16 protein-coding genes and 1 tRNA gene are annotated in these 16,719 nt (G+C 70.5%); 4 read left to right on the forward strand and 13 right to left on the reverse strand.

The annotated features are described in order from the left end of the window. The 4 genes from Pme01_RS04095 to Pme01_RS04110 are packed head-to-tail and all read right to left on the reverse strand — an operon-like array spanning position 1 to position 3,585. On the reverse strand, positions 1-954 hold the full coding sequence (locus Pme01_RS04095) for a YihY/virulence factor BrkB family protein (protein WP_168112588.1): 954 nt from the start codon (positions 952-954) through the stop codon (positions 1-3). A 29-nt stretch (positions 955-983) separates the two neighbouring features. Beyond that, positions 984-1,538 carry a 2'-5' RNA ligase family protein gene (locus Pme01_RS04100; protein WP_168112587.1) on the reverse strand — a complete coding sequence of 185 codons (555 nt, stop codon included), beginning with the start codon at positions 1,536-1,538 and terminating at the stop codon, positions 984-986. 6 nt (positions 1,539-1,544) lie between these two features. After that, the gene (gene trpS / locus Pme01_RS04105; RefSeq protein ID WP_168112586.1) at positions 1,545-2,582 is read right to left on the reverse strand and encodes a tryptophan--tRNA ligase; all 1,038 of its coding nucleotides are present in this window, start codon (positions 2,580-2,582) and stop codon (positions 1,545-1,547) included. A 49-nt stretch (positions 2,583-2,631) separates the two neighbouring features. Then, a complete protein-coding gene (locus tag Pme01_RS04110; protein ID WP_168112585.1) occupies positions 2,632-3,585 on the reverse strand; it encodes a hemolysin family protein in 954 nt (317 codons plus the stop codon). An 81-nt stretch (positions 3,586-3,666) separates the two neighbouring features. Here Pme01_RS04110 and galE point away from each other — a divergent pair, with 81 nt between their 5' ends. Both galE and Pme01_RS04120 read left to right on the forward strand, forming a co-directional pair. Further along, positions 3,667-4,638 carry a UDP-glucose 4-epimerase GalE gene (gene galE, locus Pme01_RS04115; RefSeq protein ID WP_168112584.1) on the forward strand — a complete coding sequence of 324 codons (972 nt, stop codon included), beginning with the start codon at positions 3,667-3,669 and terminating at the stop codon, positions 4,636-4,638. Positions 4,639-4,817: 179 nt separating this feature from the next. Beyond that, the gene (locus Pme01_RS04120) at positions 4,818-5,690 is read left to right on the forward strand and encodes a glycerophosphodiester phosphodiesterase (protein WP_168112583.1); all 873 of its coding nucleotides are present in this window, start codon (positions 4,818-4,820) and stop codon (positions 5,688-5,690) included. A gap of 19 nt (positions 5,691-5,709) precedes the next feature. On the opposite strand, the gene cysN is transcribed toward Pme01_RS04120, so the two are convergent. The 9 genes from cysN to Pme01_RS04165 form a co-directional block, all read right to left on the reverse strand. Continuing rightward, complete coding sequence (cysN, locus tag Pme01_RS04125) at positions 5,710-6,996, reverse strand: sulfate adenylyltransferase subunit CysN (protein ID WP_168112582.1); 1,287 nt, start codon at positions 6,994-6,996, stop codon at positions 5,710-5,712. 1 nt (position 6,997) lies between these two features. After that, positions 6,998-7,903, reverse strand: coding sequence for a sulfate adenylyltransferase subunit CysD (gene cysD / locus Pme01_RS04130; protein ID WP_168112581.1), 906 nt, complete (start codon positions 7,901-7,903; stop codon positions 6,998-7,000). Between the two features lie 29 nt (positions 7,904-7,932). Then, entirely contained in the window at positions 7,933-8,751 is an 819-nt protein-coding gene (locus Pme01_RS04135) for a 3'(2'),5'-bisphosphate nucleotidase CysQ (RefSeq protein WP_168112580.1), read from the reverse strand. A gap of 9 nt (positions 8,752-8,760) precedes the next feature. Further along, positions 8,761-10,416, reverse strand: coding sequence for a sugar transferase (locus Pme01_RS04140; protein WP_239088013.1), 1,656 nt, complete (start codon positions 10,414-10,416; stop codon positions 8,761-8,763). An 89-nt stretch (positions 10,417-10,505) separates the two neighbouring features. Beyond that, positions 10,506-11,102, reverse strand: coding sequence for an aminoacyl-tRNA hydrolase (pth, locus tag Pme01_RS04145; protein WP_168112579.1), 597 nt, complete (start codon positions 11,100-11,102; stop codon positions 10,506-10,508). A 94-nt stretch (positions 11,103-11,196) separates the two neighbouring features. After that, the gene (locus Pme01_RS04150) at positions 11,197-11,823 is read right to left on the reverse strand and encodes a 50S ribosomal protein L25/general stress protein Ctc (protein ID WP_168112578.1); all 627 of its coding nucleotides are present in this window, start codon (positions 11,821-11,823) and stop codon (positions 11,197-11,199) included. 296 nt (positions 11,824-12,119) lie between these two features. Next, on the reverse strand, positions 12,120-13,100 hold the full coding sequence (locus Pme01_RS04155) for a ribose-phosphate diphosphokinase (RefSeq protein WP_168112577.1): 981 nt from the start codon (positions 13,098-13,100) through the stop codon (positions 12,120-12,122). A gap of 44 nt (positions 13,101-13,144) precedes the next feature. Next, on the reverse strand, positions 13,145-14,683 hold the full coding sequence (glmU, locus tag Pme01_RS04160) for a bifunctional UDP-N-acetylglucosamine diphosphorylase/glucosamine-1-phosphate N-acetyltransferase GlmU (protein ID WP_168112576.1): 1,539 nt from the start codon (positions 14,681-14,683) through the stop codon (positions 13,145-13,147). A 165-nt stretch (positions 14,684-14,848) separates the two neighbouring features. Then, positions 14,849-14,923, reverse strand: a tRNA-Gln gene (locus tag Pme01_RS04165). 97 nt (positions 14,924-15,020) lie between these two features. On the opposite strand from Pme01_RS04165, the gene Pme01_RS04170 reads away from it, so the two are divergent. After that, on the forward strand, positions 15,021-15,641 hold the full coding sequence (locus Pme01_RS04170) for a MarR family transcriptional regulator (protein WP_203935423.1): 621 nt from the start codon (positions 15,021-15,023) through the stop codon (positions 15,639-15,641). Positions 15,642-15,791: 150 nt separating this feature from the next. Then, the gene (locus tag Pme01_RS04175) at positions 15,792-16,694 is read left to right on the forward strand and encodes an AEC family transporter (RefSeq protein ID WP_168112575.1); all 903 of its coding nucleotides are present in this window, start codon (positions 15,792-15,794) and stop codon (positions 16,692-16,694) included. Positions 16,695-16,719: the final 25 nt, after the last annotated feature.

The following is a 16,719-nucleotide window of genomic DNA, read 5'->3' on the forward strand; positions in this document are numbered from 1 at the left end:
TCAGCCACCCCCAGACGGGGCAGCGGCCCCGTCGGCGACCACCTCCGGGGCGCGTTCGGTAGCCCCGTTCTCCCCACCGGCGGCGAGGTCGACGACCTTGCCGTGCTCGCTGGTCGCCGCCAGCGCCGCGGCGAACAGGACGAGCTGGCTGAACAGGTACATGAAGACGAGCAGGCCGATGGCGCCGGCGAAGACCTGGTACGCGGGGTTGTGCTGGGTGCGGCCGATGTACCACCGGCCAGCGGTCTTCAGCACGAGCAACCCGACCGCGATCAGCGCCGCCGACGGGACGAGGCGGCGCAGCGACATCCGCAACCGGGGCACCAGGCCCAGCAGCGCGGCGCCGAGGATGAAGTCGACCAGGCCCGCGAACAGGGCGGCCGACTGGTTGAGCAGGACCCGCAGCGCGGACTGGCTGGGCTCGCCGATCAGCCCCAGTACCAGGTCCTGCACTCCCCCGGCGATCGACACGGACACGGTGAGAAGGACGCCGAGGCCGATGAGGACGGCGATGTCGACCAGCCAGCGCACCAGCCACGGGCCGGGGTGCTCGTCCAGCAGCCAGATCGCCCGCTGGGTCGAGCGCAGCGTCTCCACCCATCCGATCCCGGCGAGCGCCAGGCCGACCGCGGCCAGCCGGCCCAGGCTCTGCGCGGTACCGATCAGATCCTCGATTTTGACCCTGGGCAGGTTGGCCTCGAGGTAGGTCCGGACCGCCGAAACGACCAGCGGGTTGTCCCGCAGGACGTACCCGAGGATGCCGAAGAGCAGCATGGCCAGCGCGAACACGGCGAAGAAGCCGTAGTAGGCGTCGGCGGCGGCCAGCCGGTAGCCGTTGACCGTGTCGAAGCGCTCCCCCGCCCTGACCAGGTGGTCGAAGCCCGGCCATCGGCGGCGCGCCGCGGCGAAGCGGGCCCTCCCGGCGTTGATCAGCCGCTCGGCGTACCGCCGCACGTCAGCCTCCCCGTCTACCGGCCCGGGATCTAACCTCCATTGTCGGCGGCCGGGAGCGGACCTTCGACTGCGCCGAGGAGGTAGTCCCGGTGCGGTCGCCATCGCCCGTCCGAGCCGTGTTCGAAGAGCGTAAATCCTTCAACCGGAAACCGCGCCTCGAACCTGGCCAAATCTCGGAAAACGGCATCAAGCTGCGGCGGCGGTACGTCCTGGGCGACCGTCACGTGCGGGTGGTACGGGAACTTGGTGGCCCGATCGATGGCGTCGATGTCCTGGATCGCCGCGTTGAGCCGCTCGCACTCGCTGATCCCGGCCGCCACCGTCACGAACACCACCTCGGTGACCGGCCGGAACGTGCCCGTACCGCGCAGGTGCAGCGGAAACGGCGGGTGCTCCGCGGCGATCTCGGCCAGGCGCCGCTCGATGGCGGCGAGGTCCGCGGCGTCGACCTCGGTGGGGCCGAGCAGCGTGACGTGTGCGGGGACGTACGCCGCCTGGGGGTCACCCGCCTCGGCGCGTCGCCGGGTGAGCTCACCGCCCCAGGGCTCCGGTATGTCGATCGCGATACCGATCGTGGTACGCACGTCGGCTCAGCTGCTGGCGGCCGGGGCGAGGAAGCCGATGCGGTCGTACACGCGCCGCAGCGTCGCCGACGACACTGCCCGCGCCTTCTCCGCTCCGACCGCGAGCAGCTTGTCCAGCTGCGCCGGATCCTCGAGGTACGTCTTGGTGCGCTCCTGGATCGGGCGGATGAACTCGGCCACGACCTCGGCCAGGTCCTTCTTGAGGTCGCCGTAGCCCTTGCCGGCGTACGCCAGGACCAGGTCGTCGATGGAGCGACCGGTCAGCGCCGAGTAGATGGTCAGCAGGTTGGACACGCCCGGCTTGGTCTCGGGGTCGAAGACGATCTCCCGCCCGGTGTCGGTCACCGCTGACTTGATCTTCTTCGCCGCGCGGGCGGGGTCTTCCAGCAGCTCGATCAGGCCGTTCGGCGAGGACGCCGACTTCGACATCTTCGCGGTCGGCTCCTGCAGGTCGGTGATCTTCGCGGTGTCCCGGACGATGTACGGCTCCGGCACGACGAAGGTCTTGCCGAAGTTGGTGTTGAACCGCTGGGCGAGGTCGCGGGTCAGCTCGAGGTGCTGGCGCTGGTCCTCACCCACCGGTACCGCATCGGCCTGGTAGAGCAGGATGTCGGCGGCCTGCAGCACCGGGTACGTGAACAGGCCGACACTGGCCCGCTCGGCGCCCTGCTTGGCCGACTTGTCCTTGAACTGGGTCATCCGGCTGGCCTCGCCGAAGCCGGTGATGCAGTTCATCACCCAGGCCAGCTGGGCGTGCTCGGGCACCTGGCTCTGCACGAACAGGGTGCTGCGGTCAGGGTCGATCCCGATGGCGAGCAGCTGCGCCGCGCTCACCCGGGTGCGCTGGCGCAGCAGCTTCGGCTCGTGCCCGGCCGTGATCGCGTGCAGGTCGACGACGCAGTAGAACGCGTCGTGCGTGTCCTGCAGCCCCACCCAGTTGCGTAGTGCGCCCAGGTAGTTGCCGAGGTGGAACGAGTCGGCGGTGGGCTGGATGCCGGACAGTACACGCGGTCGGTCGTGTCGAGCCTGGGACATGTCGGCCATTCTGTCAGCCCGGTGCGGATGAGAGCGCCCTCGGGTGCCCGGAAGGGGCCTACCCGGAAGCGGCGACGTCACCCTCTGCCCGCCGGGGGGCTGCGATCCGGGCCAGCGCCACCCGCGCGACCCGCCGGCCGTCGAGCGCGCTGACGACCAGCCGCCACCGGTCGAGCCGTACCTCGTCGCCGACCGCCGGCAGCCGGCCCAGCCGGCACATGAGGAACCCGCCGAGCGTCTCGTACGGGCCCGGAGGCAGTGCGAAGCCGGTCACTTCCGCGAAGTCGGTCAGGTTGAGTCGGCCGTCGACCTCGGACGGTGCGGCACCGCCGGCCGGCAGCGGCTCGGGTGCGACGTCGTACTCGTCGTGGATCTCGCCGACCAGCTCCTCGATCAGGTCTTCGAGGGTGACGATGCCGGCCGTCCCGCCGTACTCGTCGACCACCACCGCGAGGTGATGACCTTCCCGGCGCATCTCCGACAGCGCCGTGAGCACCTGCTTGCTCGCCGGCAACCGCTTGACCTCGCGGGCCAGCTGGCCGACCGCCGCCACGTCGTCGCCGTCCGGGCGGATCGCGAGGTCCCGCAGGTGCACGAAGCCGACCACGTCGTCGGAGCTGCCGTCGATGACCGGGAACCGGGAGTGCCGGGCGTCGCGGACCAGCCGGAACGCGTGGCCGATGGGCAGCCCCGCGTCGAGGAAGACCACGTCGGTACGGGGCACCATCAGCTCCCGGACGTGGCGCGTACCCGCCGCGAGCACCTCGGCGATGAGCTGCCGCTCCTCCCCTCGCAGCACGGTGTTCACCGCGACGAGGTCGCGTAGCTCCGCCTCGCTGATCTCCTCGCGGCCCGCCGTGGGGCTGGCGCCGAGCCTGCGGGTGACCCACCGCATCACGGCGTCCGCGCCGCGCACGAGGACGCGGGCGAGAGCGCGGCGGACGGGCCCCGGAACACGGGAACGGCCGGCAACCGTCGCGGTATGCGGCCCGGTGTCCCCGGCCTGGTGCATGCCGGAATTGTAGGCGGGCCGGACAAGCCGTTCCGAAGGCTGCGTTAGATTTCCCTTGGACGGCGGTTGGGGAGGTATGTGGTGAGACTGCTCGTGACCGGCGGAGCGGGCTATATCGGCAGCGTCGTGACCGCTCTGCTGCTCGACGCCGGGCACTCCGTGCTGGTTCTTGACGATCTTTCTACCGGGCACGAGGCTGCCATACCCACCGGCGCCGCATTCGTGCGTGGCCGGGTACACGAGGTCATCGGCGACGTGCTCACCCCCGACTTCGACGCCGTCCTGCACTTCGCAGCGTTCATCGCGGCCGGCGAGAGCGTGGCCAAGCCCGAGAAGTACTGGGAGAACAACCTGATCGGGTCGCTGCGGCTGCTCGACGCGGCGCGCGCGGCCGGTGTGCGCCGGCTGGTCTTCTCGTCCACCGCGAACGTGTACGGCGACCCGGACACGGTCCCGATCCCGGAGACCGCCGAGACCCGGCCGCCCAACCCGTACGCCGCCTCGAAGCTCGCCGTCGACCACGCGCTCGCGGGCGAGGCAATCGCGCACGGCCTGGCCGCGGTCAGCCTGCGGTACTTCAACGTCGCCGGCGCCCACCGGTCCCCCGACGGCGGCCTGATCGGCGAGCGCCACGACCCGGAGACGCACCTGATCCCGATCGCGCTTCAGGTGGCGGCCGGCAAACGGGAAAAGCTCCAGTTGTACGGGGACGACTACCCCACCGCGGACGGCACCTGCGTGCGTGACTACATCCACGTCAGCGACCTGGCCGCGGCGCACCTGCTGGCGCTCGAGACGATGCGGCCGGGCGAGCACCGGGTCTTCAACCTCGGCAACGGCAACGGCTTCTCCAACCGCCAGGTCATCGACGTGGTCCGGGAGGTCACCGGGCATCCGGTACCGACCGAGATCGGCCCCCGCCGCGCGGGCGACCCGGCCGAGCTGGTCGCCTCGTCGGAGGCGGCCAGGCGCGAGCTGGGCTGGCAGCCGGCCAAGCCGACGCTGGCCCGGATGGTCGCCGACGCCTGGGAGTTCCTGCACCGTCAGGGGTAGTCCGAAAGGGGCGGGAACCCGGGCAGGGCGTCGCATTGCGGCCGGCCGGATCGAAGCCCTATGTTTCAGGCCGTCATGACGCGTCGATCTCGGACCACCCGCCCGCACCCGCAGCGCGCGACCGGGGATGGAGCCCACATGAAGGTGCCACCTCAGCCGCGCCCGGCAGCGTCCGGCGCATGACCCGCGTACGCCTCACGCGTGCCCTCGCCGCGCTGCTCGCGGCCGTCGCCGGGATCACGCCGGTGTCCGCCTGCCAGTCCCGGTCCCCCGCGGCCTCGTTCCACCGGGGCGTCTCCACGCCCCCGGTCCGACGCGATCTCCCGCTGGCCCACCGGGTGGTGCTCGGGCACCGCGGCGGGGTCGAGCAGGCCCACGAGAACACCATGGCGGCCTTCGACGACGCCATCTCGGTCGGCGTCGACTACATCGAGACCGACGTGCGGCACAGCGCCGACGGGGTCGCCTTCCTCCTCCACGACCCGGTGCTGCCCGACGCCTGCACGCCGTACGCCGGCCTGGAGGTCCGGGTGCTCAACGCCGTGCACCTGGCGGAGGTCCGCTGCGCCGGCCAGCCGTTGCCGCGCCTGTCCGACCTGGTGTCGAGGCTGGAGCGCCCGGACGCCGCCCGGATCTCGGTGATGGTCGAGGTCAAGGACGTCGACCCGCTCGGCGTACGGGACGAGCTGGCTCCGCTGGGCTGGTCGCGCGTGCTCATCCAGAGCTTCGACCTGGCGGCGCTGCGCGAGATCGAGCAGGCGAGCCCACAGGTGCGTACCTGCCCGCTGTTCTGGACCGCCGACGTGGCCGACCGGGCGCTGGCCGTCACCCACGACTGCGTCGGTCCGGAGTTCCACGCCGTCGACGCGGGCCTCGTCGCCAAGGCGCACGCCGCGGGCGCGGTCGTCTTCCCGTTCACGGTCGACGACCCGGCCGCGATGCGGAGCCTGATCGAACTCGGCGTCGACGGCCTCATCACCGACCGGCCGCGGCTGGCCCGGGAGGCCCTGGGCCTGGACCACCACCGCAATCAGGCCAGACAGCCGCAGTAGCGCGACCGCGCAGCCGCGGCTAGGCGGCCTCGATGATCATGCCGGCGCCGACCGTACGGTTGGTCGTCTCGTCGATGATGATGAACCCGCCGGTGGTGCGGTTACGCCGGTACTCGTCGGCCAGCAGCGGCACCGTGGTGCGCAGCTTGACCCGACCGATCTCGTTGAGCCCGAGCCCGTCGGCGCACTCGTCGCGGTGCAGCGTGTTGACGTCCAGCCGGTACTGGATGCCGCGCACGATGGCCCGCGCCGAGCGGGTGGTGTGCTTGATCGCGTACTTGCCGCCGACGCTCATCGGGCGCGACTCGTCCATCCAGCAGACCATCGCCTCGATGTCCTGCGAGACGGCCGGCCGGTTGTTGGGCCGGCAGATCATGTCGCCCCGGGCGATGTCGATCTCGTCGGCCAGCCGGATCGTCACCGACATGGGCGGGAACGCCTCGGCGATCGGGCCGTCGGCGGTCTCGATCGAGGAGATCGTGCTGGTGAAACCGCTGGGCATCGCCATCACCTCGTCGCCGGGCTTGAGCACGCCGCTGGCGACCTGGCCGGCGTAGCCGCGGTAGTCCGCCACCACCGTGGACTGCGGGCGGATCACGTACTGCACCGGGAAGCGCACGTCGACGAGGTTGCGGTCGCTGGCGATGTGCACGTGCTCGAGGTGGTGCAACAGCGACGGACCCTCGTACCAGGGCATGTTCTCCGAACGGGTGACGATGTTGTCGCCCTTGAGCGCCGAGATCGGCACCACGGTCAGGTCCGGCACGTCGAGCTTGGCCGCGAACGCCGTGAACTCGTCGGCGATGGACTCGAAGATCTCCTGCGAGTAGTCCACGAGGTCCATCTTGTTGACGCACAGCACCAGGTGCGGCACGCGCAGCAGCGAGCAGAGGAAGGCGTGCCGCCGCGACTGCTCCAGCAGGCCCTTGCGGGCGTCGACCAGGATCAGCGCCAGGTCGGCGGTGGAGGCCCCGGTGACCATGTTCCGGGTGTACTGGATGTGCCCGGGCGTGTCCGCGATGATGAACTTCCGCCGCGGCGTGGCGAAGTACCGGTACGCCACGTCGATCGTGATGCCCTGCTCGCGCTCGGCCCGCAGCCCGTCGGTGAGCAGCGCGAGGTTGGTGTACTCGTCGCCGCGCGAACGCGACGTCGCCTCGACCGCCTCCAGCTGATCTTCGAAGATCGCCTTGGAGTCGTACAGCAGCCGCCCGATCAGGGTGGACTTGCCGTCGTCGACACTGCCTGCGGTGGCGAAGCGCAGGAGGTCCATGGCCCGCGACGGGGCCTCCGGGGAGATGGTCATCTTAGAAGTACCCCTCACGCTTGCGGTCTTCCATGGCCGCCTCGCTGACCTTGTCGTCACCCCGGGTGGCGCCCCGCTCGGTGATCCGGGTCGCAGCGACCTCGTCGATCACCTTCTCGATCGTGTCGGCGTCCGACTTCACCGCCGCCGTGCAGGAGGCGTCGCCGACGGTGCGGTAGCGCACCTTCGCGACGAACGGCTCCTCACCGGCGCGCAGCGGCAGGAACTCGTTGATCGCGTACAGCATGCCGTCGCGGTCCACGACCTCGCGGTCGTGCGCGAAGTAGATCTCCGGCAGCCCGATCCGCTCCCGCGCGATGTAGTGCCAGATGTCCAGCTCGGTCCAGTTGGACAGCGGGAACACCCGGATCGACTCGCCGGGGTGGACCCGGGCGTTGTACAGCGACCACAGTTCGGGCCGCTGGTTGCGCGGGTCCCACTGGCCGAACTCGTCGCGGAAGCTGAACACCCGCTCCTTGGCGCGCGCCTTCTCCTCGTCCCGGCGGGCGCCGCCGAACAGCGCGTCGAACCGGTACTTCTCCACGGCGTCGAGCAGCACCGGCGTCTGGATGCGGTTGCGCATGCCGTCGGCCGACTCCCGTACCAGTCCGGACGTGATCGCCTCCGGCACGCTGGCGACGATCAACTGGACGCCCAGCTCCTCGACCCGGGCGTCGCGGAAGGCGAGCACCTCGGAGAAGTTGTGCCCGGTGTCGACGTGCATGACCGGAAAGGGGATACGCGCCGGCGCGAACGCCTTCTCGGCCAGCCGCAGCATCACGATCGAGTCCTTGCCTCCCGAGAACAGGAGGACCGGGCGCTCGAACTCGGCGACCACCTCACGCATGACGAAAATGCTCTCGGCCTCGAGAGCATCCAGGTGCGAGACCCGGTAGGCAGCCGTCATCGCATTGACACCCTTCATGGGGATACGCCTCAGCGCGCGCACCGCTCCAGTGCGGCGAGCAGCCGGGGCGCCAGATCCTTGCGGCACACCACAAGATCAGGGAGCAGGGGGCTCGGCCGATTGTATTCCAATCCCGACCCATCCAGTCTGGATGCGTGAAGGCCCGTGGCCGTCGCCACAGCGACCGGCGCCGCCGAGTCCCATTCGTACTGGCCGCCCGCGTGCACGTACCCGTCGACCTCACCGTCGATCACGGCGGCGATCTTCGCGCCGGCCGAGCCCATCGGTACCAGCTCGGCGCCCAGCGCCTCGGCAAGGCCGGTCAGGAAGGCCGGTGGGCGGCTGCGGCTCGCGGCCAGGCGCAGCCGGCCACCGGAGGCGGCCTGGTGCGACAGCGGCGGGTACGGCGGCGCGGCGGCGGTCGCCTGGACCCGGTGCTGGGCCGGCAGGGCGACCGCACCGGCGGCGAGCTTGCCCGTCTCCGGGCCGGTGCGCTGCCACAGAGCGATGTGCACGGCCCAGTCGGACCGGCCGGCCTCGCCGAACTCGCGGGTACCGTCGAGCGGGTCGACGATCCAGACCCGGTCGGCGTCGAGCCGGGCCGGGTCGTCCTTGCCCTCCTCCGACAGCACGGCGTCGGCCGGGCGGCAGCGGGCCAGCTCGTTGACGATCAACTCGTGCGACCGGGCGTCACCCGCGGCGCGCAGCGCGTCCGGGTCCTGGTGCCCCAACTCGGTCCGCAGATCGAGCAGCAACTCGCCGGCCAGGACGGCCAGCGAACGGGCAAACGTGGCGTCAGACGCCGGCGCGCAGTCGCGCAGGGCGCGGTTGACGAGAGTCCGCGTCATCTCACCTTCTCAATAGGCCCCCGAGGAGCGGACGACCGCGCTCAGGGTGCGTAACAAGATAACCAGGTCCAACGACAGCGACCAGTTTTCCACGTACCGCAGGTCAAGCCGTACCGCCTCCTCCCACGGCAGGTCTGACCTACCCGACACCTGCCACAGGCCGCTCATGCCGGGCAGCACCGCCAGCCGGCGGCGCATGTCCTCCGGGTAGGCCGCCACCTCCCGCGGGAGCGGCGGTCGCGGCCCGACCAGCGACATGGTGCCACCGAGTACGTTCAGCAACTGCGGCAGCTCGTCCAGGGAGAGCCGGCGCAGCCACCGGCCCATCCTCGTCACCCGGGGGTCGTCGCGCATCTTGAACAGCACGCCGTCCTGCTCGTTGAGATGGCGGATCTCGGCCAACCGGTCCTCGGCGTCGACGTACATGGTGCGGAACTTGTAAATCGTGAACTCGCGTCCGCCCTTGCCGACCCGTACCTGCCGGAACAGCACCGGGCCCGGCGAGTCGAGGCGGATCGCCATCGCGAGGACGACCAGTACCGGGCTCAGGGCGCCCAGCAGCAGCGCGGCGCCGACCCGGTCGAACGCCACCTTCACCAGCCGGCGGGCGCCGGACAGGGTCGGGTGCTCGACGTGCAGCATCGGCAGGCCGTCCACGGGGCGGATGGTGGTGCGGTCGCCGGCGACGTCGACCAGTGCGCTCGCCACGATCAGGTCGATGTCGTCGCGCTCCAACTGCCAGGCCAGCCGCCGCAGGGCCTGCCCGTCCAGCTCCGGGCAGGACAGCACGATGACGGTGTCCGCCCCGGCCGCCGAGACCGCGGCGGCGACGTCGTCGAAGGTCCCGTACACGGGGATCCCGACCCGGCCGTCGTGGTCCGGGCCGCGCGGCGGCAGGCATGAGCCCACCACCTCCAGCCCGTGGTACCGCTCCCGTCGCAGCTGCCGGGTCAGCGCCACCACCGCGAGCTCGTGGCCGACCAGGATCACCCGCCGCAGGCAGTCGCCGCGCTGACGAGCCCGGTGCAGGCGCTTGCGCAGCCCGAACCGGGCAACCAGGCAGGCCAGGATCAGTAGCGGCAGGGCGATCGACACGTACCCGCGGGCCAGCCGGATCTCGAACGCGTACGAGACGATGGCGAGGGCAGCGGTGAACGCGAACCCGGCGCGGAGCACCCGCTGGTACTCCTCGCTGCCCACGTACAGGTAGCGCCGCTCGTACGCCCGGTTGGCCGCCAGGGTGGCGACGAACACCAGCGGCAGCAGCGCCGACAGCACCGCGTACCCCTGGTTGTAGGGCGTCAGGTCGGAGCCGAAGCGCAGGCCGAACGCGGTGGCCGTGGCGCCCAGCCCGACCAGCGCGTCACTGCCGAGCAGCGCGAGCAGGTAGTCCCGTTCCCAGCCGCACCCGGTAGGCGCCGGGGTGGCCCGGTGACTGCGGACGGGGCGTCGCGGCGCCGGCGGCGGGGTGGTGCGCGGCGTGCGGCGGCGGGTGGGGCTCGGCCGCGCCGGCTTCAGCGGACCGGCGGGGCTGATCGGCGCGTCCGCGAGCCGGAACCGGCGGTCGAGATCCTGCACCGTCTCCATGCCCGACAGTGCGTCGGCGGCGAGCCGCCCCGGCTCTCCGGACCTGGAATCGGACGAGCGAACCAGCCCGGATGCCATGCGACCCCCTTGTCGTTGCATATCCACCTTTTGGCGCAAATTGCGCGCCCAGCGGTTACAACGGCCAGCCCGTACGGCGGGTCACGGGGTCAGTCGGCGTGGTACGTGTTCTGCGCGGTCTCCAGGCCCCGCTCCACGACCGCCTCGACGGCGTCCGCCGCGCGGTCGACGAGGTAATCCAGTTCCTTGCGCTCCGCCGAGGAGAAGTCCGAGAGCACGTAGTCGGCGGGGTCCTGCCGGCCGGGCGGGCGGCCGATGCCGAACCGGACCCGGACGTACTCCTTGCTGCCGAGCGAACGGGACATCGAGCGCAGGCCGTTGTGCCCACCCTCACCGCCGCCGATCTTCAGCCGCAGCTGACCGTACGGGATGTCGAGCTCGTCGTGGATCGCGATGATCCGGCCGACCGGAACCTTGTAGAACTGGGCGAGACCGGCGACCGGGCCCCCGGACAGGTTCATGTAGGTCATCGGCTTGACCAGGACGAGCCGGGGCGCGTCCACACCGACGCCCAGCCGGCCCTCGGCGGCCTCGGCCACCACTCTGCGGTTGCGGGAGAACCGCGCGCCGACCCGCTTGGCCAGCAGGTCGGCCACGAGGAAGCCGGCGTTGTGCCGGTTGCCGGCGTACTCGGGACCGGGGTTCCCCAGCCCGACCACCAACCACGGGGAGTCAAGCTCAGCCATCAACGCTCCAAAACGGTCGCGCCGACCCGGACCGGTGCACGGGGTTCGGCCGTGTACTGGTCCGGGTCGGCGCGGAAGTGGGACAGGCGGACCGTCAGGCCTCGGCGGCGGGCTCCTCGGCCGGCACCTCGGCCTCGGCGGCGGGCGCCGCAACCTCGGCCCCGAGCTCCTCGGCGGTCGGCGCGGCCGAGATCACGGCCACCACCAGCTCCGGGTCGGCCGCCAGCTCGGCACCCTCGGGCAGCACCACGTCGGCGGCGGTGATCTGGCTGCCGGCCTCCAGGCCGGCGATGGAGGCCTCGATGCGCTCGGGCAGGCGGGTGGCGTCGGCGAGGACGCTCAGCGTGGCGTGCTCGTGGACCACCAGCGTGCCGACGGCCGCGTCGCCGATGAGCTGGACCGGCACCTCGACGGTGACCTTCTCGCCGCGCCGCACGATCAGCAGGTCCACGTGCTCGTACGTGTCCTTGATCGGGTCGCGCTGGATCGCCTTCGGCAGGGCGAGGGTGCTGCCGCCGTCGTTGATGTCGATGCTGAAGAGCTGGTTGGCGCCACCGTGCCGGATGGCTGCGGCGAACTCACGCGCGGGCAGCGCGATGTGGCGGGGCTGCTCGCCGTGTCCGTACAGCACGGCGGGCACCTTGCCGGCGCGGCGGGTACGGCGGGCACCACCCTTGCCAAACTCGGTACGGGGCTCGGCGCTGATCTTTACCTCGGACACGGAAATACTCCTGATGTGATCTGTACTGCGGGCGGCGGTGCTCGGGCAAGGGTGCACAGGGCACGGCCCGGAGCACCGCGTCGATCACGGTGCCCGCTCGGTCATCGTTCGCGTATCAGGACGCGCATGGCCCGCAGGGCACCCTCGCCGTGGCAACCGCACCAGCCTACCCGAACCTCGCGGCCGAACTCACCCGGGGCGGCGGTGACGCATCAGCCAGGGCCGAGCGGTCGGTCACAGCGCCGCGCCGATCCCGGCGCGGCGCTGGTGGCGCGGTTGGTCCGCGCCAGGTCAGCTCAGGAAAGGCCACCGAACAGGGTCGTCACCGAGCCGTCGTCGAAGACCTCGCGGATGGCCCGCCCGATGAGCGGCGCGATCGACAGCACCGTGACCTTGTCGAGCTGCTTGTCGGCCTCGATCGGCAGGGTGTTGGTCACCACCACCTCGCTGATCTTGCTGTTGCTCAGCCGCTCGGTCGCCGGGTCGGACAGGATCGGGTGGGTGGCCGCCACGATGACGTCCGCCGCACCCTGGTCGACCAGGATCTCGGCGGCCTTCGTGATGGTGCCGCCGGTGTCGATCATGTCGTCGACGAGGAGGCAGATGCGCCCCTCGACCTCGCCGACCACCCGGTTGGCCACGACCTGGTTGGGCTTGAGCGGATCCCTCGTCTTGTGGATGAAGGCCAGCGGGCAGCCGCCCAACCGGTCGGTCCAGCGCTCGGCCACCCGCACCCGGCCGGAGTCCGGTGCGACGACGGTCATCGGACGGCCGGCGTACTTGTTCTCCACGTAGTCGGCCAGGATGTTCATCGCGAACAGGTGGTCGACCGGGCCGTCGAAGAAGCCCTGGATCTGCGCGGTGTGCAGGTCGACCGTCAGGATCCGGTCGGCGCCGGCGGTCTTGAACATGTCCGCGACCAGCCGGGCCGAGATCGGCTCCCGGCCGCGGTGCTTCTTGTCCTGCCTGCTGTACGGGTAGAACGGCAGGACGACGGTGATGCGCTTGGCGGAGCCGCGCTTGAGCGCGTCCACCATGATCAACGACTCCATGAGCCACTTGTTGACCGGCTGCATGATCGACTGCACGACGAAGGCGTCGCTGCCGCGCACCGACTCGCGGTACCTGACGAAGATCTCGCCGTTGGCGAAGTCGTAGGCGTCCATCGGAGTCGGCGCGACCCCGAGGACCGACCCGATCTCCTCGGCCAGGGCGGGATAGCCGCGCCCTGAGAAGAGCATGAGTGACTTGCGATTATCGGCGACGATGCTGCCCATCAGCTGTCTGCTTCCGTCTCGTCGGAGCGGGGTCGGTGCGGCAGTTATTCTTCGCCAGGCCGCTGCCCGACCTCGGGGGACGTGGTAGGCGGATGACTTACCTCACTGTCAACCGTAGCGTCGCCGGTTGTTGCGGCTTCGGTTGCCCTTGCCGCCTCGGCCGCCGTGGCCGCCGCGGTACCGGGGCGCTTGCGCGGCACCCAGTCCTCGATGTTGCGCTGCTGCGCCCGGCCCACCCCCAGCGCGCCCGGCGGCACGTCCTTGGTGATGATGCTGCCGGCCGCCGTGTACGCGCCGTCGCCGACCTGTACCGGCGCGACGAACATGTTGTCCGCCCCGGTACGGGCGTGGCTGCCGATCGTCGTGTGGTGCTTGTCGACGCCGTCGTAGTTGACGAACACCGTGGCGGCACCGATGTTGGTGTGCTCGCCGATGGTCGCGTCGCCCACGTACGACAGATGGGGCACCTTGGCGCCCTCGCCGATCTCGGCCTTCTTCGTCTCCACGAACGTGCCGACCTTGGCCTTCGTCGCCAGCCTCGAACCCGGCCGCAGGTACGCGTACGGGCCGACCTGCGCCTTCGGGCCGATCTCCGCGCCCTGCACGTGGGCCCGCACGACGACCGCCTCGTCGGCCACCACGCTGTCGGCGACCGTCGTGTCCGGCCCGACGACCGCGCTCTCTCCGACGCTCGTCGCGCCGCGCAGGTGCGTGTTCGGCTCCACGACCGTGTCGCGGCCGATCGTCACCGTCACGTCGATCCAGGTCGTGGCCGGGTCGATGATGCTCACGCCGGAGCGCATCCAGTACGTGTTGATCCGGTCGCGGAGCACGGCCCGCAGCACCGCCAGCTCCGCCCGGTCGTTGCAGCCGAGCACCTCGGTGGCGTCCACGGCCTGGTGGGCCGCCACCGAGTAGCCGTCGGCGACCAGCAGACCGATCACGTCGGTCAGGTACTCCTCGCCCTGGTCGTTGTCGCTGCCCAGCTTGCCCAGCATCTGACGCAGCACCGCCGCGTCGAACACGTACGCCCCCGCGTTGATCTCGCGGATCGCGCGCTGCTCGGCGGTGGCGTCCCGCTCCTCGACGATCCGCTCGACCCCGCCCAGCGCGCCGCGCAGGATGCGACCCATGCCGGTCGGGTTGGGCACCTGGGCGGTCAGGATCGTGGCGGCGGCACCGGCCTCCTCGTGACCGGCGACGAGTCCGGCGAGCGTGGCCGGGCGGACCAGCGGGAAGTCCCCGTTGACGACCACGACGCTGCCCGTCAGGTCACCGACGGCCTCCATGACCATGCGTACCGCGTGCCCGGTCCCCCGCTGCTCGGACTGCAGGACCGTCGCCGCCGCCGGGGCGATCTCGGCCAGGTGCCCCCGCACCTGGTCCGCGCCGTGCCCCACCACCACGAGAACCCGGCCGTCCCCGAGCCCCTCACGCGCCGCCTCCAGCACGTGGCCGACCACGGTACGGCCGAGCAAAGGGTGCAACACCTTCGGCAGCGACGACTTCATCCGCTTGCCCTCGCCTGCGGCGAGAACGATCAGGGTCCGGGAGCTGGTTGAATCTGCCTGCTCAGGGTGCACGTGCTGCTCCCTCGATGGGGGTCGGAGTCGGACACCGTCATCGTAGTCAGCCACAATCGGCCCACGCCGGTTGACGTTGCCCCCTCGGCGTTCGCGAGGTGACGCACCTACTGCTGGGCGGCGCCGGTCTCAGAACCACTAAGACCGCAAAGCGGGCTTGAGGAATGGCTCGGCCGCCAGGGTTCGAACCTGGAACATTCGCTCCAAAGGCGAAGGTGATGCCGATTTCACCACGGCCGACCGTTGTTACCACGGCCCCTGAAGACTACCCAACTAGCGATCGAGAGCGCACCCGACAACCGATCAACGAAGGATCGCCGCGCGCCAGTAGACCTCCATGCACATCCTGAATGCTAGTATTCACGATGTGCATGCATCGTCCCGACTACTTCCCCTGCTGCGCTCGCCGTTCCAGGGTGAGCTGCTGGCTTGGCTGTTCCTGCACCCCGGCGATGAGTACTCAGCGACCGACCTAGCCAGGCGATTCGGAGTATCGCAGCCCACAGCGAGCCGCGAGGCGGACCGACTAACCGAGGCAGGACTGATCGAAGAAAGGCGAACGGGGAATCTGCGCCTTCTGCGCGCCAAGATCGACACCGTCGTAGCGCGGCCACTGACCGACCTCCTGGCAGTTACATACGGGCCATTGCCGGTCATCAGCGAACTACTCTCCCGCGTCCCGGATGTGGACGAGGCGCATATCTACGGATCCTGGGCAGCTCGCTACCGCGGCGAGGCGGGCGCCATCCCTCGCGACATTGACGTACTCGTGGTCGGAGACGCGGACGAGGACGATCTGTACGACGCCGCTCGCACTGCGGAACAGCGCCTCGGACGCGAGGTCAACATCCACCGGGTAACACCGGAAACTTGGCGACAATCCGGAGGCGATCCCTTCCTGGAGTCGGTACGGTCACGCCCGACCGTCCCGCTCGACCTCGCCGAGGAGCGCACATGAGATGGGGACAAGGACGTGCCGCGATCGATGGCATGCTTTCCCGAGGCGAACTGGAACGCGTTCCACCTAGCGGCGAGCAGGCCGAACGCGATCGTGCCGGCGCGAGGAGCTGAGATGGATCGCTCTTGGAGGAGCTGAGATGGATCGCTCTTGATCGAAGCGTTCGTTCCGATCTGGGCGCTGACGCTGCTCGGCTTCCTGGCCGGACATCTCCGGCTGCTCGGCGAAGGGGCGGACCGAGCACTGGGCGGCTTCGTCTTCCACCTCGCGATGCCGGCCGCGCTGTTCACCGTTCTCGCCCGGACTCGGCTGTCGTTCAGCGGGCCCGCACTGGTCGCCTTCGCCGGCAGTACCGTCGTGACCATGGCCCTGGGGTTCGTCCTCAGTCGACAGTTCTTCGGCCGGAAGCCCGGCGAGGCCACGGTCGGCGCGATGGCCTCCAGCTACGTGAACTCGGCCAACCTGGGCATCCCTGTCGCGATACAGGTACTCGGCGATGCCGCCTTCCTGACGGGGGTGCTGCTGTTCCAGGTACTGGTCATCACTCCCTTGGTCCTCACGCTCCTGGACCGGGACGCCGACCGCGGACTCCGGCCGGCCCGACTGGCGACTCTGCCGCTGCGCAACCCGGTGATCCTCGGTCTGGCCGCCGGCACGCTCTGCTCGGCGCTGGGCTGGTATCCACCACCGGCGATTGCAGGGCCGCTCAGCCTGCTGGGCAACGCCGCCGTGCCCGCCGCCCTCGTCGCCCTCGGCCTGTCCCTGACGGTGCGTGGCCCGGGTGCGGTGGGCGAACGGACCGAGGTCCTATGGCTGTCGATCCTGAAGCTGCTGGTCCAGCCGCTGCTGGCCTACCTGTTCGGACTGCTCGCGCAACTACGCCCGGCCGACCTGCTCGCGCTGGTGGTCTGCGCGGCCCTGCCCACCGCGCAGAACGCGTACATCTTCGCGCGGGAGTACGGTCAAGCCGATTCGGTGGCGCGTGGGACGGTCATCGTCAGCACAGCGCTGTCCATGCTCACGCTCGCATCGATCGGTTGGCTGCTGGGTTGACCGAGCCATGCCGTACCTGGTGACC

Source organism: Planosporangium mesophilum (assembly GCF_016863255.1).
Classification (GTDB): Bacteria; Actinomycetota; Actinomycetes; order Mycobacteriales; family Micromonosporaceae; genus Planosporangium; species Planosporangium mesophilum.